Origin of the sequence: Phaeobacter porticola (genome assembly GCF_001888185.1) — a bacterium.
Lineage (GTDB): Bacteria > Pseudomonadota > Alphaproteobacteria > Rhodobacterales > Rhodobacteraceae > Phaeobacter > Phaeobacter porticola.
Genome location: NZ_CP016364.1, coordinates 3,160,094 through 3,174,861, shown reverse-complemented (window position 1 = coordinate 3,174,861; position 14,768 = coordinate 3,160,094). Strand labels below are relative to the sequence as shown.

Below are 14,768 nucleotides of genomic sequence, written 5' to 3'. Positions count from 1 at the left end.
ACTGTGAAACAAAACGCCGCCCCCTAACCCGGGGCGGCATTTTTTCTGTGGGCATGACTTAATCGATTGTCGTCAGGATGATGCCTACATGCTGCCCGCACCAGACACACCTTCGGTGACACGCCGCCGGAACTTGTGCGGTGGCAATCCAGTACTGCGGGCAAAGACCCGGCTGAAATGGGCCGGATCAGAGTACCCAAGCTCATATGCGATCTGGGCCGCGCTAAGTGTGGTGTAAATCAGCAATCGCCTCGCCTCCCTCAGCATGCGTTCGTTGATCAACCGAGAAGCAGACTGCCCGGTCGCCTGATGGCTGATGCGATTGAGGTGAGTTGTCGAAACGGCAAGTTCTGCCGCATAGTCTCTCACCTGACGACGTTGCCGGAAATCTCGGTCGACCAGAGACTGAAACCCCGCGAACAATTGATGCGTTTTTGGACTTGCATGGCGGTTTTGCTGGGCATCAATGGATTGCGCGACCAAGCCCGTAATCGCACCAGCCAGCCCTCTGAGGATCTGCGCACGCGCAAAACCCTGTAGATCGTTTGCTTCTCGAATACTCCCGACAAGCTGCAGAAGATGATTGTTCAGCGGTGCGATGGTGGCGCGATCCAGCACGGTTTTCACATCAGCTCCGTCGCTAAGTATTTGATCCATAAGGTCAGAGGTTAGGGTCAGCACCCAGCCCTCGGTTTCGATCGCAAAACGAAACCCATGTACGGTGCCAGGGGGGATATTAACGGTGCAGGGCGGGCTGAGTGCCAGATCTATTCCATCTAGTGTGGCCTCCCCTTCGCCGTGTGTCAGGATCAGAAGTTGATGCAACCGCGCGTGTCGATGGGGTTTCAATGACCAGTCATAAAGAGCGGATCGCGCTTTAATACTCTCGACATGTATGAGGCCAGCCAGCTCGGAAAATTCACCAAACAGAGAATAAGTGTTAATGGAGTTTTGACTCGTCATGTACGAAATATACAAGAATTCGGCGCCTAGGTCTATTCGCATTGGGCAGCTCTCAGGGCAGGATATAAACTGCGAACAGGAGAAAAGCAGATGCAAAGCCGGACAACGCAGGTGGTTATTGTGGGAGGGGGGCCGTCGGGCCTGTTGCTGTCGCAGCTGCTGCACAAAGCTGGCATCGACACAGTGGTATTGGAGCGCCAGAGCCGCGACTACGTCTTGAGCCGCATCCGCGCGGGTGTGCTTGAACATGGTTTTGTCGAGCTGATGCGTCGCGCCGGGGCAGGGGCACGCATGGACCGCGATGGTGAGGTCCATCACGGGTTCCATATCGCACATCAGGGGCAATTGGATCGTATCAATCTGGCGGCGAGCGCTCCGGGGCAGACCGTGATGGTCTATGGTCAGACCGAGGTAACCCGCGATCTCTATGCCGCGCGTGATGCCATGGGCGGGCAGATCATCCACGAGGCGGTAAATGTGGCGCTGCATGATCTGATGACAGGTCATCCATACGTGACCTATGTGTTGCACGGGGAAAAATGCAGGATCGACACGAACTTTATCGTCGGGGCAGACGGCTTTCACGGGGTTAGTCGCAAATCGATCCCTGCAGATATTCTGCAAGAATATGAGAAGGTCTACCCCTTCGGCTGGCTGGGCGTGTTGTCTGAAACACCACCCGCCGCAGCCGAGCTGATCTACGCCCGGCACGAGCGCGGTTTTGCGCTCTGTTCCATGCGCAATGCGCGTCTTAGCCGGTACTATATTCAAGTACCGCTAACCGACCGGGTCGAGGACTGGAGCGACGATGCGTTCTGGAGCGAGCTGAAGCGGCGACTGCCCGATCAGATTGGACAAAAGATGCAGACCGGGCCCTCAATCGAGAAATCAATCGCACCTCTGCGCAGTTTCGTGGCAGAACCGATGCGTTATGGAACACTCTTTCTTGCAGGCGATGCAGCACATATTGTGCCGCCGACGGGTGCAAAGGGGCTGAACCTTGCGGCGTCGGATATCCATTATCTCTACGAAGGACTGGCGGATCATTTCCTGCGCGGCGATGACGCGGGGCTTGATAGCTATTCTGAGAAGGCGCTTGCACGTGTCTGGAAGGCGGAGCGCTTTAGCTGGTGGATGACTGGCCTGCTGCATCGCTTCCCCGACATGTCGCCGGCAGATCTGCGGTTACAGCAAGCCGGTTTAGACTATCTGTTCTCCTCTGATGCGGCGCAGGCCTCTCTGGCAGAGAATTATGTCGGGCTGCCGTACTAGGGATTGCCCCAGGCAACAGTCAGCCGTTTTTCTGGGCGGCTTGCCTGTTCCGCCAGATCCATCAGTGCGCCGCCAAAATCGGCAAAGGAAATTTTCGACTGCCCATCGGCGTCGGTAATCAACGTGTCCGTGCCCCATTGGTAGCGGTTCCGACGCGGACCTTCTTGCAACAGGGCAGGTGGGCGCAAACAGGTCCACTCCACATCCGTTGCGGCTTCTAGCAAGCGATCCTGCGCGGCGCAGGCTTCCGCAATGTGTCGCGATGCCTCGGGAAGAAAACCTGGCGCGCTGAGCACGGTATGGCCACTGCCATCCGGCAACTTCAATAGGGCTGCTCCTCCGGTAATCAAAGCCGGGATATTGCCACCTTGGGCCGCCCTCAGAACCGCTCTTGTCAACTCTACCAGCAGGGGCTCCTCGCCAGATACGGGGCGCAGCGCGCTGATGGCAATCTGATGGTCTTTTGTCAGCTCTGTCAGCTGATGCGAAGCCTTTAGCACGTCCAGTGCAACAGTCCGCACTGTGGTATCGCCAAGCGGACCAAGCGCATCTGGATTGCGTGCAATTGCTGTCACATGATGTCCGCGCTCCACTGCCTGCTGCAAGGTCGCGCGCCCAACGTCGCCTGTGGCGCCAAAAAGTAGAATATTCATTTCACCCTCATATCTTGATGTCGAGATAGTGGATAGGGTAAGCATATCTTGGCGTCAAGATAAATTGCGCTCTGCACAAATGCACAATGCGATGCGCGCAGGTAAACAAACACTTGGCATTCCCCGCTGGTGGTTGTGCGGTGTTGGCGCTACCGTACGCTGAACTGATGAGTTTACTTTTGAAGGGAGGCAGCAATGTCAGCCATCCTATCCATCCGTGATTTGGAAAAAACATATGAGGGCGGGTTCCAGGCTCTCAAAGGTGTCTCACTTGATATCGAACAGGGCGAGATCCTTGCCCTTCTTGGGCCCAATGGGGCCGGGAAAACCACACTGATTTCGACCATCTGTGGCATTACAACGCCCAGCTCAGGTCGTGTTTCCGTAGGTGGGCATGATATCATTGATGACTTTCGTGCAGCGCGCTGCTTGATAGGCCTCGTGCCACAAGAAATTAATTTGGAACCGTTTGAAACGATCTGGAACTCAATCCGATTTTCCAGAGGGTTGTTCGGCAAGCCGCGCAACGACGCGCTGCTGGAGGACATCCTGCGCAAGCTGTCACTTTGGGATAAGCGTAAGAGCCAGATCAAGGAACTGTCAGGCGGGATGAAGCGCCGTGTGTTGATCGCCAAGGCACTAAGCCACGAACCGCGGGTTCTGTTTCTGGATGAACCGACTGCGGGGGTCGATGTGGAGCTGCGCAAAGACATGTGGGATGTCGTGGCTGAGCTGAAGCGTGACGGCGTTACTATAATTTTGACGACACATTATATTGAAGAGGCCGAGGCAATTGCGGATCGCGTCGGAGTTATCACCAACGGGGAAATCCTTCTGGTGCAGGGCAAAGATCAGCTGATGGCGCAGCTCGGTAAGAAACAACTGGAAGTCCAGCTGAACGAACCACTGGCAGCTGTTCCCGATAGCCTAAAGTCCTATGGGCTGACCCTATCTGAAAACGGCTCCGGTCTGATCTATTCCTATGACACCAACGCTGAACGCACGGGCATTACGGCCCTGCTGAACGATGTGGCGCGTGCTGGGCTGACGCTGGCCGATGTGCAGACCCGACAGTCCAGCCTTGAAGATATTTTTGTCGGGCTGGTTTCAGGAGAGCAAAAATGAACTGGGCAGCAATCGCTTCTATTTACCGCTTTGAAATGGCAAGGTTTTTCCGAACGCTGATGCAGAGCTTTCTATCACCGGTGCTGTCGACCTCGCTCTATTTCGTTGTGTTTGGCGCCGCGATCGGCAGCCGGATTGATCAGGTCGAAGGCGTGCCCTACGGCGCCTTCATCGTACCGGGGCTGATCATGCTCAGTGTGATGACACAAGCAACGTCCAACGCCTCCTTCGGGATCTATTTCCCCAAGTTCATCGGCACCATCTATGAATTGCTGTCAGCGCCGGTGAATTTTCTGGAGATTGTGATCGGCTATGTGGGCGCTGCGGCGACCAAGGCCCTGTTCATCGGAATTGTGATCCTGGTGACCGCATCACTGTTTGTGGACCTGACAATTGCACACCCACTGGCCATGGTGCTGTTTATGGTGCTGACCTGCGTCAGCTTTGCATTGCTTGGATTCATCATCGGCGTCTGGGCCAAGAACTTTGAACAGCTGCAATTGGTGCCGCTGTTGATCGTGACACCGTTGGTGTTTCTGGGCGGATCTTTCTACTCGATCTCGATGCTGCCGCCGATCTGGCAAAAGATCACCCTGTTCAACCCGGTTGTTTATCTGATCTCAGGGTTTCGCTGGTCGTTCTTTGGCACCTCTGACGTGTCTGTCGGTCTCAGTCTCTTGGCGATTGGCGGATTTACGGCACTTTGCCTTGCCGTGATATGGTGGATCTTTAAAACCGGATGGCGCATTCGGTCCTAATGACCCGTCAATATGGTCAGACCGTCGCAGCTCTGCGGTGAGGTTTGATCATCTAACACATGATATCGGGGTAGGCCTTGCCGGGCTGCCCTAACGGCAGGCAATCTGTGCGGACGTCGCACGTATTGAGGGAACGTTGCAATTTTACCCAAGCTGCGCGGCTTTTTTGCCGCTGCGCTTGCTTCGTTCCGGCGCCATCCCTTGTTTCAGGTCAGTCGGCATTCTACATCGGCGACATGAACCTGAAATTGCCCTTCTTGAACAAGCCACCGCTGGTTGCTGTTGTGCGCCTCAATGGCGCCATTGGCATGGCCGGTCGCGGTGCGCTGAATGATGCCGCGCTTGGCCCGGTGCTGGAACGAGCCTTTCGCAAAGGTAAACCCTCAGCCGTTGCATTTGAAATCAATTCGCCTGGTGGATCACCGGTGCAAAGCGCGCTGATCGGTGCGCGTATTCGCCGCCTGTCAGAAGAATTGAAAGTGCCCACCGTGGCCTTTGTCGAAGATGTAGCGGCTTCGGGCGGCTATTGGCTTGCGGCGTCAGCAGATGAAATCTGGGCAGACGAAAGCTCAATCCTGGGCTCTATCGGTGTCATCTCGGCGGGGTTCGGCGCCCATGTACTGCTGGCGCGCCAAGGTGTCGAGCGGCGGGTCTATACGGCCGGTCGCAGCAAATCGATGCTGGACCCGTTCCGCCCGGAAAATGCCGAGGACGTGAAGCGCCTTAAGCAGCTGCTGGGCGATATCCACGACAATTTCATCGCCCATGTCAAAGACCGCCGTGGCGACAAACTGGACACCAGTGAGGATCTCTACACCGGTGAGATCTGGCTCGGGCGACGCGCCGTGTCCCTTGGTCTGATTGATGGCATCGGCCATCTGCGCCCCAAGATGCAGGCCCGGTTTGGGCCGAAGGTGCGGTTCCGCCGCTATGGCATCAAGAAGCCGCTTCTGGGTCGGATCGGTGTGCAGATCGCGCAAGATGCGCTGAGCGGTATTGAAGAACGCGCCGAATACGCGCGGTTTGGCCTTTGACGTGATATTTAAGATTGTTTCCCTGTTTCTGGTCGTCATGGCCGTGCTGGCAATGTTCGGCAAGCTGCGGATGCCTGGACACAGGCATCTGGCTTCGCGGCGCTGCAACAGTTGTGGTCGTTTCAAGATCGGAAAAGGCCCCTGCGCCTGCAAAAAAAAGGGAGGGCCTCGACAATGACGCCATGGCTGTTTTCGGGGCTTGGATTGGTGATCCTGCTTCTGGCAGGGGATGCGTTGGTGCGTGGCGCTGTGAACCTCAGCCTGCGACTGGGGGTTCCCGCGCTCATCGTCAGCTTGACGATTGTGGCCTTTGGTACCTCAGCGCCTGAGCTGCTGATTGCCATACGCGCGGTGGGCGAAAACGCTGATGGGATAGCGTTGGGTAACGTGGTGGGCTCCAACACTGCAAATATCCTAATGGTGTTGGGAATTCCCGCGTTGATGCGCTCTTTGCACACCAGTGAATGCAATACGCGCAAAAACTATGTGTTCATGTTGATTGCGACGGTGCTCTTTATCGGTCTGGCATTTTGCGGAACCTTTACAATGTGGTCGGGTGTGATCCTGCTGGCCGCCTTGTCTGCTGTGCTGGGTGTGGCATTTCGTGAGGCACGCGCTCACCGCCGCAATGGCAAGGACAGCGATCTCGAAGAGATCGAAGAGGCCGACCCGGATATGCCCTTTTGGCGCATCGGCATCTATCTGTTGCTTGGCCTGATCGGCCTGCCACTTGGCGCGGATTTGCTGGTCGACAACGCATCAATCATTGCACGCACCTATGGCATGACAGAAACCGTGATCGGTTTGACATTGGTGGCCATTGGCACCTCCCTGCCAGAACTGGCGACCACGGTGATGGCGGCACTGCGCCGTCAGGCGGATGTGGCCCTAGGCAATGTGATCGGTTCAAACATGTTCAACTTGCTTGCGATCATCGGCATCGCAACTTTTGTTGGCCCGATCAGCGTTGATCCTTCCTTCCTGCGGATGGATTTGTGGGTGATGTTGGCCGCCTCGCTGCTGTTGGTGCCGTTTGTTTTCTTCAAAATGGATATCACCCGCACCTGGGGCATTATTTTATCTGCCATTTATGTGGTCTATGTGGTGCAGCTGTTCTAATTCATAGCCAGATTGGCACATGAGGAGAGAGCAGAATGCGGGCATTGGTAACCGGCGCAAGCAAACGGCTTGGGCGCGCAATGGCACTGAAACTGGCAGAGCGCGGCTATGATGTGGCCGTTCACTACGCCAGCTCTGCAGATGCGGCAGAGCAGACCGCTGCCGATATCCGGGGCCTGGGCCGGACTGCTATCACGTTAAAAGCGGACCTGCTTCAAGAGTCGCAGACCGAAACCCTCTTGCCGACCGCAGCTGAGGCCTTGGGCGGTCCGATCACTTGCTTAGTGAACAACGCATCCATCTTTGAACACGACAGTATAGACACGGCGACCCGGACCAGCTGGGACCGTCATATGGACAGCAATCTGCGCGCACCGTTCATCCTGACGCAGCGCCTGGCGGCTCAAGCTCTGCCACAGCAGGTGGACGATCAGGGGCGAGCAGTGGCGGCAGGACTGGTGATCAATATGATTGATCAGCGCGTGCGCAAGCTGACACCGGAGTTTATGACCTACACATTGGCTAAATCCGCACTTTGGACCCTGACGCGAACCAGCGCGCAGGCGCTCGCACCGCGCATCCGGGTCAACGGCATCGGTCCTGGCCCCACGTTGAAAGGCCCCCGCCAGAGCACAAGCCAGTTCGCCCGCCAATGCGCAAATACTCCACTACAGAGGGGCGCAGAGCCGGCTGATATTACTGCTGCGCTAAGCTACCTCTTGGGTGCGCCTTCGGTCACCGGACAGTTGATTTGCATCGATAGCGGGCAGCATCTCAGCTGGGAAACCCCGGACGTTGTGGGGCTGGAATGACTGAAATACGGGCACGGTTCAAAAGTGGTACTCCCAAGTTGTGCACGTAGCGTTATCCAGTCGTAAATTCGTTACAAATTTTCTTTTGGAATCATAAACTTGTCTGGTAATGGGAATTCTTTTCAATGAAATCAATAGCTTGAATGATCGCCTATTTTTTAGGCAAACGCTGGAAAGTAGCCGAAAATAAGGGAAAATCGCGGATAGCCATAAGATACTACCAGACTTATCCACAGCATCGGTGGATTTGTTCCATGTTGATCCCGGTGCGCTAACATTGCAGACCGGACCGGGGAATCATAGATCACTCATATGACCGATCATCAGACTGACAGCTCACCGCAAACGGACCAGACGGCGCCGCGCACTGGCTATGTCGTGGTCCAGGATTATCTGAAGACGCTGGACAGTTCACCAGGCGTCTACCGGATGCTGGATAGCGAGAGCCGGGTGCTCTACGTGGGCAAAGCGCGTAATCTGCGCGCACGGGTGTCGAGTTACGCCCGCCCCGGTCATGCGCCCCGGATCGAGCGCATGATCGCAGGCACGGCATCAATGATGTTCCTGACCACACGCACGGAAACCGAGGCGCTGCTGCTCGAGCAGAATTTGATCAAGCAGCTCAAGCCGAAATACAATGTGCTGCTGCGGGATGACAAAAGCTTCCCCAATATTCTGGTCGCCAAAGACCACGCTTTTCCACAGATTAAGAAACACCGTGGTACAAGGCGCGAGAAGGGCAGCTATTTCGGACCCTTCGCCAGCGCTGGTGCGGTCAACCGCACGCTGAACCAATTGCAGAAGGCTTTTCTGCTGCGCAATTGCAGCAATGCGATGTTTGAGAGCCGCACGCGCCCCTGTCTGCAATATCAGATTAAACGCTGCACTGCGCCCTGTACCGGCGAGATCTCGGCCGAGGATTATGCGGCATCGGTACGCGACGCGGAGCGGTTTTTGTCAGGCCGCTCAACCAAGATCCAGGAAGAGTTGGCCGGGCAGATGGCTATCGCATCAGAGGCGATGGAATTTGAACGCGCGGCAGCGCTACGCGACCGGATCAAGGCGCTGACACAGGTTCAGACCTCGCAGGGGATCAACCCACGCGGTGTTGCCGAAGCGGATGTGATTGGCCTGCATATCGACAGCGGCCAGGCTTGTGTGCAGGTGTTTTTTATTCGCGCCAATCAGAATTGGGGCAATCAGGATTTCTATCCTCGCCTGAACGGGGATGTTGCCCCGGCCGAGGTGATGGAGGCATTTCTGGGCCAGTTCTATGACAACAAGGAACCGCCTCGGCAGCTGATACTGTCGGATGAGATTGAGAACACCGACCTGATGGAACAGGCACTTAGCGACAAGGCTGGTCGGCGGGTGGAAATTCTTGTGCCCCAGCGCGGCGAAAAGTCGGAGTTGATTGCTGGCGCTGTGCGCAACGCCCGTGAATCCCTCGCGCGGCGGATGGCCGAAAGCGCTACACAGGCCAGATTGCTGCGCGGCGTTGCCGAAGCGTTTGGGCTCAAGGCCCCTCCCCAGCGGATTGAGGTTTACGACAACTCACATATTCAGGGCAGTCACGCCGTAGGTGGCATGATCGTGGCCGGTCCAGATGGTTTCATGAAAAATGCCTATCGCAAGTTTAATATCAAGGGAGACGATCTGACCCCCGGCGATGACTTCGGCATGATGAAGGAGGTGCTGAACCGCCGCTTTTCGCGTCTGTTAAAAGAAGATCCTGATCGGGAAAAGGGTCTCTGGCCGGATCTGTTGCTCATTGATGGCGGGGCAGGTCAGGTGAGCGCCGTCGCGGAAATCATGGCTGAACATGGCGTACAGGACATTCCGATGATCGGTGTAGCCAAAGGTGTCGATCGTGATCATGGCAAGGAAGAGTTCCACCGTCTTGGCTCTCCTGTTTTTGCGCTGCAACGCAATGATCCGGTTCTTTATTTTGTGCAGCGGATGCGGGACGAGGCGCATCGTTTTGCCATTGGCACGCACCGTGCGAAACGGGCCAAGGCAATGGGCGCCACCCCGTTGGACGAGGTGCCCGGCGTCGGCGCGGCCCGTAAACGTGCGCTGTTGGCACATTTCGGCAGCGCCAAGGCAGTCAGCCGCGCAAACCTCTCTGATCTGACGGCAGTGGAGGGCGTTTCGGCGGCACTGGCCCAACGGATCTACGATTTCTTCCATGCGCAGGGCTAGGGTTGCGTTGCCTAGCGCCGCACATGCTGCAACGTCCTGACTTTCTGGTCAAAAAACTGTGCATGGGATATAGGGCTTACACGCCAGAATATGAGTGGTTCTGCTTTCCACTCGTGAAACTGCGGGCTAGTGTGCAGCCATGAAATGGACTGTGCCCAATATCCTCACCCTGTTGCGCCTGATGGCAGCGCCAGGCCTCGCGATTATGTTTCTCTATTTTTCGCGACCCTATGCTGATTGGTTCGCGCTGATCTTGTTTGTCAGTGCGGCAATCACGGATTGGTTTGACGGCTATCTGGCCCGTTCCTGGGGACAGGAGACCAAAATGGGCGCGATGCTTGATCCGATCGCCGACAAGGCGATGGTGGTGATCGCGCTGATGATCCTAGTCGGCTATGCGACAGAGCATTGGACGCCCTGGCTTGTGCTGCCCGCCACCGTGATCCTGTTTCGCGAGGTGTTTGTTTCTGGCCTGCGAGAGTTCCTTGGCGATACGGCGGGCACGCTGAAGGTCACCAAACTTGCCAAGTGGAAAACCACGGCCCAGATGATTGCAATCGCTACGCTGTTCTCTCAAGGGATCTTTGAACACTATCTGGTGATGTCATCCTTTGGGATGGACCAAACATTGGTCGATCAGATTATGTTGGGCGAGGTCAGTGACAACTTTGGCCTGCGCTGGAAATTCGAAGGCATGATTTGGACCAGCCGGCTCGGGCTGTGGCTGTTGTGGATCGCCGCGGCGCTGACTCTGATTACGGGCGCGGACTATCTGCGAAAGGCATTGCCATATCTGAAGGAGACGCGCTGATGGATGTGCTTTATTTTGCCTGGGTGCGCGAACGTATCGGCCTGCCCAAGGAAAGAATAGAGACTGACGCGGAAAATGTGCGCGATCTGGTTGCTGAACTCAGCGCCCGTGACCTGCGCTATGCCGCAGCATTTGCTGACTTGTCGGCGCTTAGGGTCGCGCTTGATCAGGACCTGTCGGATTTTGACGCATCGCTGGACGGCGTGCGCGAGGTGGCATTCTTTCCGCCGATGACCGGGGGGTAATTCATGCGGATCGCGGTGCAAGACGACAGGTTTGATCTGGGCGAGGAAAGCCAGCGCTTCATGGCGGATATTGTTGCCGTGGGGGCCAACTCGGGGGCTATTGTGACTTTTACCGGCGTGGTGCGCGGATCTGACAGTGGCGATATGGTCGCAATGGAGATTGAGCATTATCCTGGCATGACCGAACGCGCGATAGAGCAAATCACACAAGAGGCAGTGCAGCGCTGGTCGCTGGCCGATGTTTTGGTTATTCATCGTCATGGCCGCCTGACACCGGGCGAGCAGATTATGATGGTGGCCACCGCTGCGCGCCATAGATCAGATGCTTTTGAAGCCGCCGAATATTTGATGGATTACCTCAAATCTCGCGCACCCTTCTGGAAGAAGGAAATGCGCCAGGACGGCGAGGGGGCCTGGGTTGAGGCCAAAGACAGCGACGAAGATGCGCTGGCCCGCTGGGACTAAGCCATCACGGGTGAGCGATGAGCCGCCCATCCACCAAGATTGCTACCGCAGAAGTTTAACTATGCAGCTGTCCGCGCAGCTCCTCAGCTTCGCGGCGCGCATCACGCAGCCCGTCCATCGTCGCCCGTAGTTCCGCTTCGCTCTGGCTTAACTGATTGGTCAGCTCGGCTTCGCGCTGTTGCAGGTAGGTGATCGCCTGATCTCGGGTTTCCTCGGCTTCGTGCAACTCTTGGCTCATCCGGTCCAGATCCGCGACATCGCTTTGCTTTACGCGGGTAAAGCGATGCACCAGCCAATTGGCAAACCACCCCATCGCAAAGGCGACAAACAGGATAATGGCTGTGGTGATGATGAACTCTGTCCTGTTCATTGTCCGGACGTCTCCTGTTCGCTGTCGGGGGCCACTTGGGGATCAGAGGCCGCCTCATCAAGAGTGGTTTCGTTGGTCGCGTCATTGGTGGGGCGGATCAGGCGGAACTCGATCCGGCGATTGGCCTCACGACCGTCGCCTGTATCGTTGCTGGCAATCGGGTTGCTTTCGCCATAACCCTTGGCGGTAAAGCTGCTGGTCACGACACGACGGCCGCGCAGCTCGTTCAGAACCGATTGTGCCCGGGACTGACTCAGTGATTGGTTCATTTCTTCGCGACCTTGACTGTCGGTGTGGCCCTGAATTTCCAGTCGTACCCCGTCACAGCGCGATAGGATTTCAGCGATCTGGTCGAGCGTATCGCGGCTGTCCGCGGCCACTGTTGCCGATCCCGGCTCAAATGTGATCTTTGAAATCTGTTGCACCGCTGCCAGCTCTGCCTCGCACAAGTCAGGCGACATGGGCTTGTCCGCAGGTTCTGGGGGTTCTTCGTAGGTGATATTTAGCTCATAACTCTCGGCTTCACCCAATTTGGCGGAGAGCAATTTCGCGATCTCGGCGGGCGCGTCCTCGCGGTGACTCATACCGCTGAGGGCAAGGCTATCGGGCGTCACAGAGACGGCCCCACGTTGCAAATAGGACAGTGCTTCCAACCCTGCCAGAACCCGCACGGGCCAATCTGCCGGCAAATCCTCGACGACACGCGTGGCGCTGTGCACATTCTCTGACCCGAACCGCGCCTTGGCATAGCTGCTGCTGATCTGGCGCAATGCCTCATCCGAAATCCGGCCACGCAGTTGCACCTGTCCTTCTGGGCTGAGCGTGGCGGTGAATTCCGGTGGGCCGGAAGCTGCATTGCTTGCCGGGACCGGCAGAACCGCATGAAGGGCAAAAACCTGCGGCAGGGCGCTTTCTAGTTCGCCCACCACATGATCAAACAGCGATGGTGAGATGCCTTCTGCGGCAACCAGGGTCATGTCGGCATTGGCCAACGTCACCGATCCGGTGCCCAATTCTGCTAGCGCAGCGATCCCCAATTCAGCGGCCCGTGCCCAATTGGGTGAGGGGACACCCATGCCGATCACGCAGTCAACCTCGCCACTGAAACCCGCCTTGGTCGCGGCGCGCAGGATGCGGTCGCGACTGAGCTCGCTTTCGGCAGAGCAGGCATCGAAATGGCCGCTGGCCTCATCAATGCTGTAGCGCAGGGTGAAAGGCGTGATGACCGGGCGCGGCGCCGCAATATCCAGCGACAGGCGCAGCCCGGCAGGCGCCATGCGGGTCAGGCGTTTCTCGATCTGTTCTTTTGCTTCCACACTGTCTGAAATCGCGGTGATCGAGACTTCCTCAGCTTCGACAGAAATTTTGGAACGCGGCAGCAGGCTCAACGCAGCAAGCGCGTAATCCATTGCGGGCATCCAGCCCTTTGGGGCTGTGTAATTGGCGGTTTCTAGCAGGTCAGCAACCTGATCCGCACCGGCAATTGTATTGAGCTGATTGATCACAGTTTCACGGTTTGTGGTGCGTGGGATAAGCCCAATGATGGAAATGCCGCTGTCGTTGCGCAGGATTTCTGCGGAAAACCGCGGCGGTGCGATGCCTCTTGAGGGGATGACTTGCATCTCGTCGATCACCCGTGCGGCATCAACAACACCTCCAACCAAGGAGGTCGCGCCAAATCGCGTGGCCTCATCCGGGGCGGTGCCATTCAGGATCACCCGCAGACCGTCGGCAGTGACCTCGGCCCATGTGTAGCCCGCTTTGTCGAGTGCACGGCGCACGGCGGTTTCGCTACCCGCCTCGATCCCCGTCACCGCAAACCCCGCCACCACCAGGCTGAGTGCAGCGGCGGCAACAAACGTCAGGCCAGAAATTAAGAGCGAGGACAGTCGCATGGGCAGGCTGGTCTCCGTTAGGGCGTCCGTCAATGACGGCTTTGATCTGTCTTACAGCGCGGCTGCGGTGGGTTCAATCATGCGAACATCGCTGCGGCAAAGAAGATCAGCGGAATCAAGCCCGTATCGCGGTTCAACCGGAACAGTTGCAACAGACGCTCACCTTTTTCTGCATCAAAGGCCCGCAACTGCCAAGTCATGTGCCATCCCATCGCCCAGGGGCCCACCAGCGCCAGCATCAGCGCCAAGACCGATCCCTTCGGCTGCACCGCAAGGATCACCGCCACTGCCATCAGGCTGACGGTAGCTACAATAAAGCGGCGCAGCCATGCGGGGCTCTCCGTGCCAAATAGTCGCGCCGTGGATTTTACACCGATCAGCGCGTCGTCTTCGGTATCCTGATGGGCATAGATGGTGTCATAGAACAGAGTCCAAGCAATCCCAGCCAGATACAACATCACCGCCGGCCAGTTGAGTGTGCCGGTATGGGCTACCCAGGCCAGCATCGCCCCCCAATTGAAGGCCAATCCCAGGAACACCTGCGGCCACCACGTGAACCGTTTGGCGAATGGGTAAATCGCCACCGGGAACAGCGCCAGGATCCCCATCGCAATGGCCGCCTGATTGAAACTTAGCAGAATGCCAAAGGAAATCAGCGCTTGCAGCCCCATCCAGAGCACTGCGCCCTTGACGGAAACCTGACCGGATGGAATGGGACGCGACCGGGTGCGTTCGACCTGACCGTCAAAATTGCGGTCGCTTATGTCATTCCATGTACACCCCGCACCCCGCATCAACCAGGCGCCGGCCCCACAGGCAGCAAATATCCAAAGATCGCTCCAGCGTGGCGTCTGATCCCACAGAATTGCCAGCACCAGCCCCCACCAGCAGGGGATCAGCAGCAGCCATGTGCCAATAGGACGATCAGCCCGGCTGAGGCGTAGGTACGGGCGGCTCCATTCCGGGGCGTAGCGATCGACCCAATTGCCTTTGACCGCATCTGCGACCTGTCCATCTGGTGTTGGCGTCCCGCCTTGCATATGT

The 14,768-nt window shown here is 57.1% G+C and carries 15 protein-coding genes; 10 read left to right on the top strand and 5 right to left on the bottom strand.

The window, feature by feature from the left end:
* Positions 1–84: 84 nt before the first annotated feature.
* Complete coding sequence (locus PhaeoP97_RS15185; protein WP_072506515.1) at positions 85–963, bottom strand: helix-turn-helix domain-containing protein; 879 nt, start codon at positions 961–963, stop codon at positions 85–87.
* A gap of 90 nt (positions 964–1,053) precedes the next feature.
* Here PhaeoP97_RS15185 and pobA point away from each other — a divergent pair, with 90 nt between their 5' ends.
* A complete protein-coding gene (pobA, locus tag PhaeoP97_RS15180) occupies positions 1,054–2,235 on the top strand; it encodes a 4-hydroxybenzoate 3-monooxygenase (protein WP_072505791.1) in 1,182 nt (393 codons plus the stop codon).
* Here pobA and PhaeoP97_RS15175 read toward each other — a convergent pair.
* Positions 2,232–2,888 (bottom strand): NAD(P)-dependent oxidoreductase, encoded by a 657-nt coding sequence (locus PhaeoP97_RS15175; protein ID WP_072505790.1) that lies wholly within the window; start codon positions 2,886–2,888, stop codon positions 2,232–2,234. The genes pobA and PhaeoP97_RS15175 overlap by 4 nt on opposite strands.
* Positions 2,889–3,083: 195 nt before the next feature.
* Between PhaeoP97_RS15175 and PhaeoP97_RS15170 the strand changes: the two genes are divergently transcribed.
* The 9 genes from PhaeoP97_RS15170 to PhaeoP97_RS15125 all read left to right on the top strand — a co-directional run bounded on the left by PhaeoP97_RS15170 (position 3,084) and on the right by PhaeoP97_RS15125 (position 11,459).
* On the top strand, positions 3,084–4,013 hold the full coding sequence (locus tag PhaeoP97_RS15170; protein WP_072505789.1) for an ABC transporter ATP-binding protein: 930 nt from the start codon (positions 3,084–3,086) through the stop codon (positions 4,011–4,013).
* Complete coding sequence (locus PhaeoP97_RS15165; RefSeq protein ID WP_072505788.1) at positions 4,010–4,771, top strand: ABC transporter permease; 762 nt, start codon at positions 4,010–4,012, stop codon at positions 4,769–4,771. Before PhaeoP97_RS15170 ends, PhaeoP97_RS15165 begins: the two co-directional genes overlap by 4 nt.
* A gap of 236 nt (positions 4,772–5,007) precedes the next feature.
* The gene (locus PhaeoP97_RS15160; RefSeq protein WP_072505787.1) at positions 5,008–5,805 is read left to right on the top strand and encodes a S49 family peptidase; all 798 of its coding nucleotides are present in this window, start codon (positions 5,008–5,010) and stop codon (positions 5,803–5,805) included.
* A gap of 174 nt (positions 5,806–5,979) precedes the next feature.
* Positions 5,980–6,924 carry a calcium/sodium antiporter gene (locus tag PhaeoP97_RS15150; RefSeq protein ID WP_072505785.1) on the top strand — a complete coding sequence of 315 codons (945 nt, stop codon included), beginning with the start codon at positions 5,980–5,982 and terminating at the stop codon, positions 6,922–6,924.
* A gap of 35 nt (positions 6,925–6,959) precedes the next feature.
* Complete coding sequence (locus tag PhaeoP97_RS15145) at positions 6,960–7,736, top strand: SDR family oxidoreductase (RefSeq protein ID WP_072505784.1); 777 nt, start codon at positions 6,960–6,962, stop codon at positions 7,734–7,736.
* Between the two features lie 312 nt (positions 7,737–8,048).
* Positions 8,049–9,938, top strand: a complete 1,890-nt coding sequence (gene uvrC, locus PhaeoP97_RS15140; protein ID WP_072505783.1) for an excinuclease ABC subunit UvrC — start codon at positions 8,049–8,051, stop codon at positions 9,936–9,938.
* A 139-nt stretch (positions 9,939–10,077) separates the two neighbouring features.
* On the top strand, positions 10,078–10,749 hold the full coding sequence (gene pgsA / locus PhaeoP97_RS15135; RefSeq protein WP_072505782.1) for a CDP-diacylglycerol--glycerol-3-phosphate 3-phosphatidyltransferase: 672 nt from the start codon (positions 10,078–10,080) through the stop codon (positions 10,747–10,749).
* Positions 10,749–10,994 (top strand): molybdopterin converting factor subunit 1, encoded by a 246-nt coding sequence (gene moaD / locus PhaeoP97_RS15130; protein ID WP_072505781.1) that lies wholly within the window; start codon positions 10,749–10,751, stop codon positions 10,992–10,994. Before pgsA ends, moaD begins: the two co-directional genes overlap by 1 nt.
* A gap of 3 nt (positions 10,995–10,997) precedes the next feature.
* Entirely contained in the window at positions 10,998–11,459 is a 462-nt protein-coding gene (locus PhaeoP97_RS15125) for a molybdenum cofactor biosynthesis protein MoaE (protein ID WP_072505780.1), read from the top strand.
* Positions 11,460–11,514: 55 nt separating this feature from the next.
* On the opposite strand, the gene PhaeoP97_RS15120 is transcribed toward PhaeoP97_RS15125, so the two are convergent.
* The 3 genes from PhaeoP97_RS15120 to ubiA all read right to left on the bottom strand — a co-directional run bounded on the left by PhaeoP97_RS15120 (position 11,515) and on the right by ubiA (position 14,764).
* The gene (locus PhaeoP97_RS15120; RefSeq protein ID WP_072505779.1) at positions 11,515–11,829 is read right to left on the bottom strand and encodes a hypothetical protein; all 315 of its coding nucleotides are present in this window, start codon (positions 11,827–11,829) and stop codon (positions 11,515–11,517) included.
* Positions 11,826–13,724, bottom strand: a complete 1,899-nt coding sequence (locus PhaeoP97_RS15115) for an OmpA family protein (protein WP_072505778.1) — start codon at positions 13,722–13,724, stop codon at positions 11,826–11,828. Before PhaeoP97_RS15115 ends, PhaeoP97_RS15120 begins: the two co-directional genes overlap by 4 nt.
* A gap of 77 nt (positions 13,725–13,801) precedes the next feature.
* Positions 13,802–14,764 carry a 4-hydroxybenzoate octaprenyltransferase gene (ubiA, locus tag PhaeoP97_RS15110; RefSeq protein ID WP_072505777.1) on the bottom strand — a complete coding sequence of 321 codons (963 nt, stop codon included), beginning with the start codon at positions 14,762–14,764 and terminating at the stop codon, positions 13,802–13,804.
* Positions 14,765–14,768 lie beyond the last annotated feature (4 nt).

Excerpts from the sequence above, each read along its gene's own strand:
- PhaeoP97_RS15185 (WP_072506515.1), bottom strand. The coding sequence starts at position 963 with ATGACGAGTCAAAACTCCATTAACACTTATTCTCTGTTTGGTGAATTT.
- pobA (WP_072505791.1), top strand. The coding sequence starts at position 1,054 with ATGCAAAGCCGGACAACGCAGGTGGTTATTGTGGGAGGGGGGCCGTCG.
- PhaeoP97_RS15175 (WP_072505790.1), bottom strand. The coding sequence starts at position 2,888 with ATGAATATTCTACTTTTTGGCGCCACAGGCGACGTTGGGCGCGCGACC.
- PhaeoP97_RS15170 (WP_072505789.1), top strand. The coding sequence starts at position 3,084 with ATGTCAGCCATCCTATCCATCCGTGATTTGGAAAAAACATATGAGGGC.
- PhaeoP97_RS15165 (WP_072505788.1), top strand. The coding sequence starts at position 4,010 with ATGAACTGGGCAGCAATCGCTTCTATTTACCGCTTTGAAATGGCAAGG.
- PhaeoP97_RS15160 (WP_072505787.1), top strand. The coding sequence starts at position 5,008 with ATGAACCTGAAATTGCCCTTCTTGAACAAGCCACCGCTGGTTGCTGTT.
- PhaeoP97_RS15150 (WP_072505785.1), top strand. The coding sequence starts at position 5,980 with ATGACGCCATGGCTGTTTTCGGGGCTTGGATTGGTGATCCTGCTTCTG.
- PhaeoP97_RS15145 (WP_072505784.1), top strand. The coding sequence starts at position 6,960 with ATGCGGGCATTGGTAACCGGCGCAAGCAAACGGCTTGGGCGCGCAATG.
- uvrC (WP_072505783.1), top strand. The coding sequence starts at position 8,049 with ATGACCGATCATCAGACTGACAGCTCACCGCAAACGGACCAGACGGCG.
- pgsA (WP_072505782.1), top strand. The coding sequence starts at position 10,078 with ATGAAATGGACTGTGCCCAATATCCTCACCCTGTTGCGCCTGATGGCA.
- moaD (WP_072505781.1), top strand. The coding sequence starts at position 10,749 with ATGGATGTGCTTTATTTTGCCTGGGTGCGCGAACGTATCGGCCTGCCC.
- PhaeoP97_RS15125 (WP_072505780.1), top strand. The coding sequence starts at position 10,998 with ATGCGGATCGCGGTGCAAGACGACAGGTTTGATCTGGGCGAGGAAAGC.
- PhaeoP97_RS15120 (WP_072505779.1), bottom strand. The coding sequence starts at position 11,829 with ATGAACAGGACAGAGTTCATCATCACCACAGCCATTATCCTGTTTGTC.
- PhaeoP97_RS15115 (WP_072505778.1), bottom strand. The coding sequence starts at position 13,724 with ATGCGACTGTCCTCGCTCTTAATTTCTGGCCTGACGTTTGTTGCCGCC.
- ubiA (WP_072505777.1), bottom strand. The coding sequence starts at position 14,764 with ATGCAAGGCGGGACGCCAACACCAGATGGACAGGTCGCAGATGCGGTC.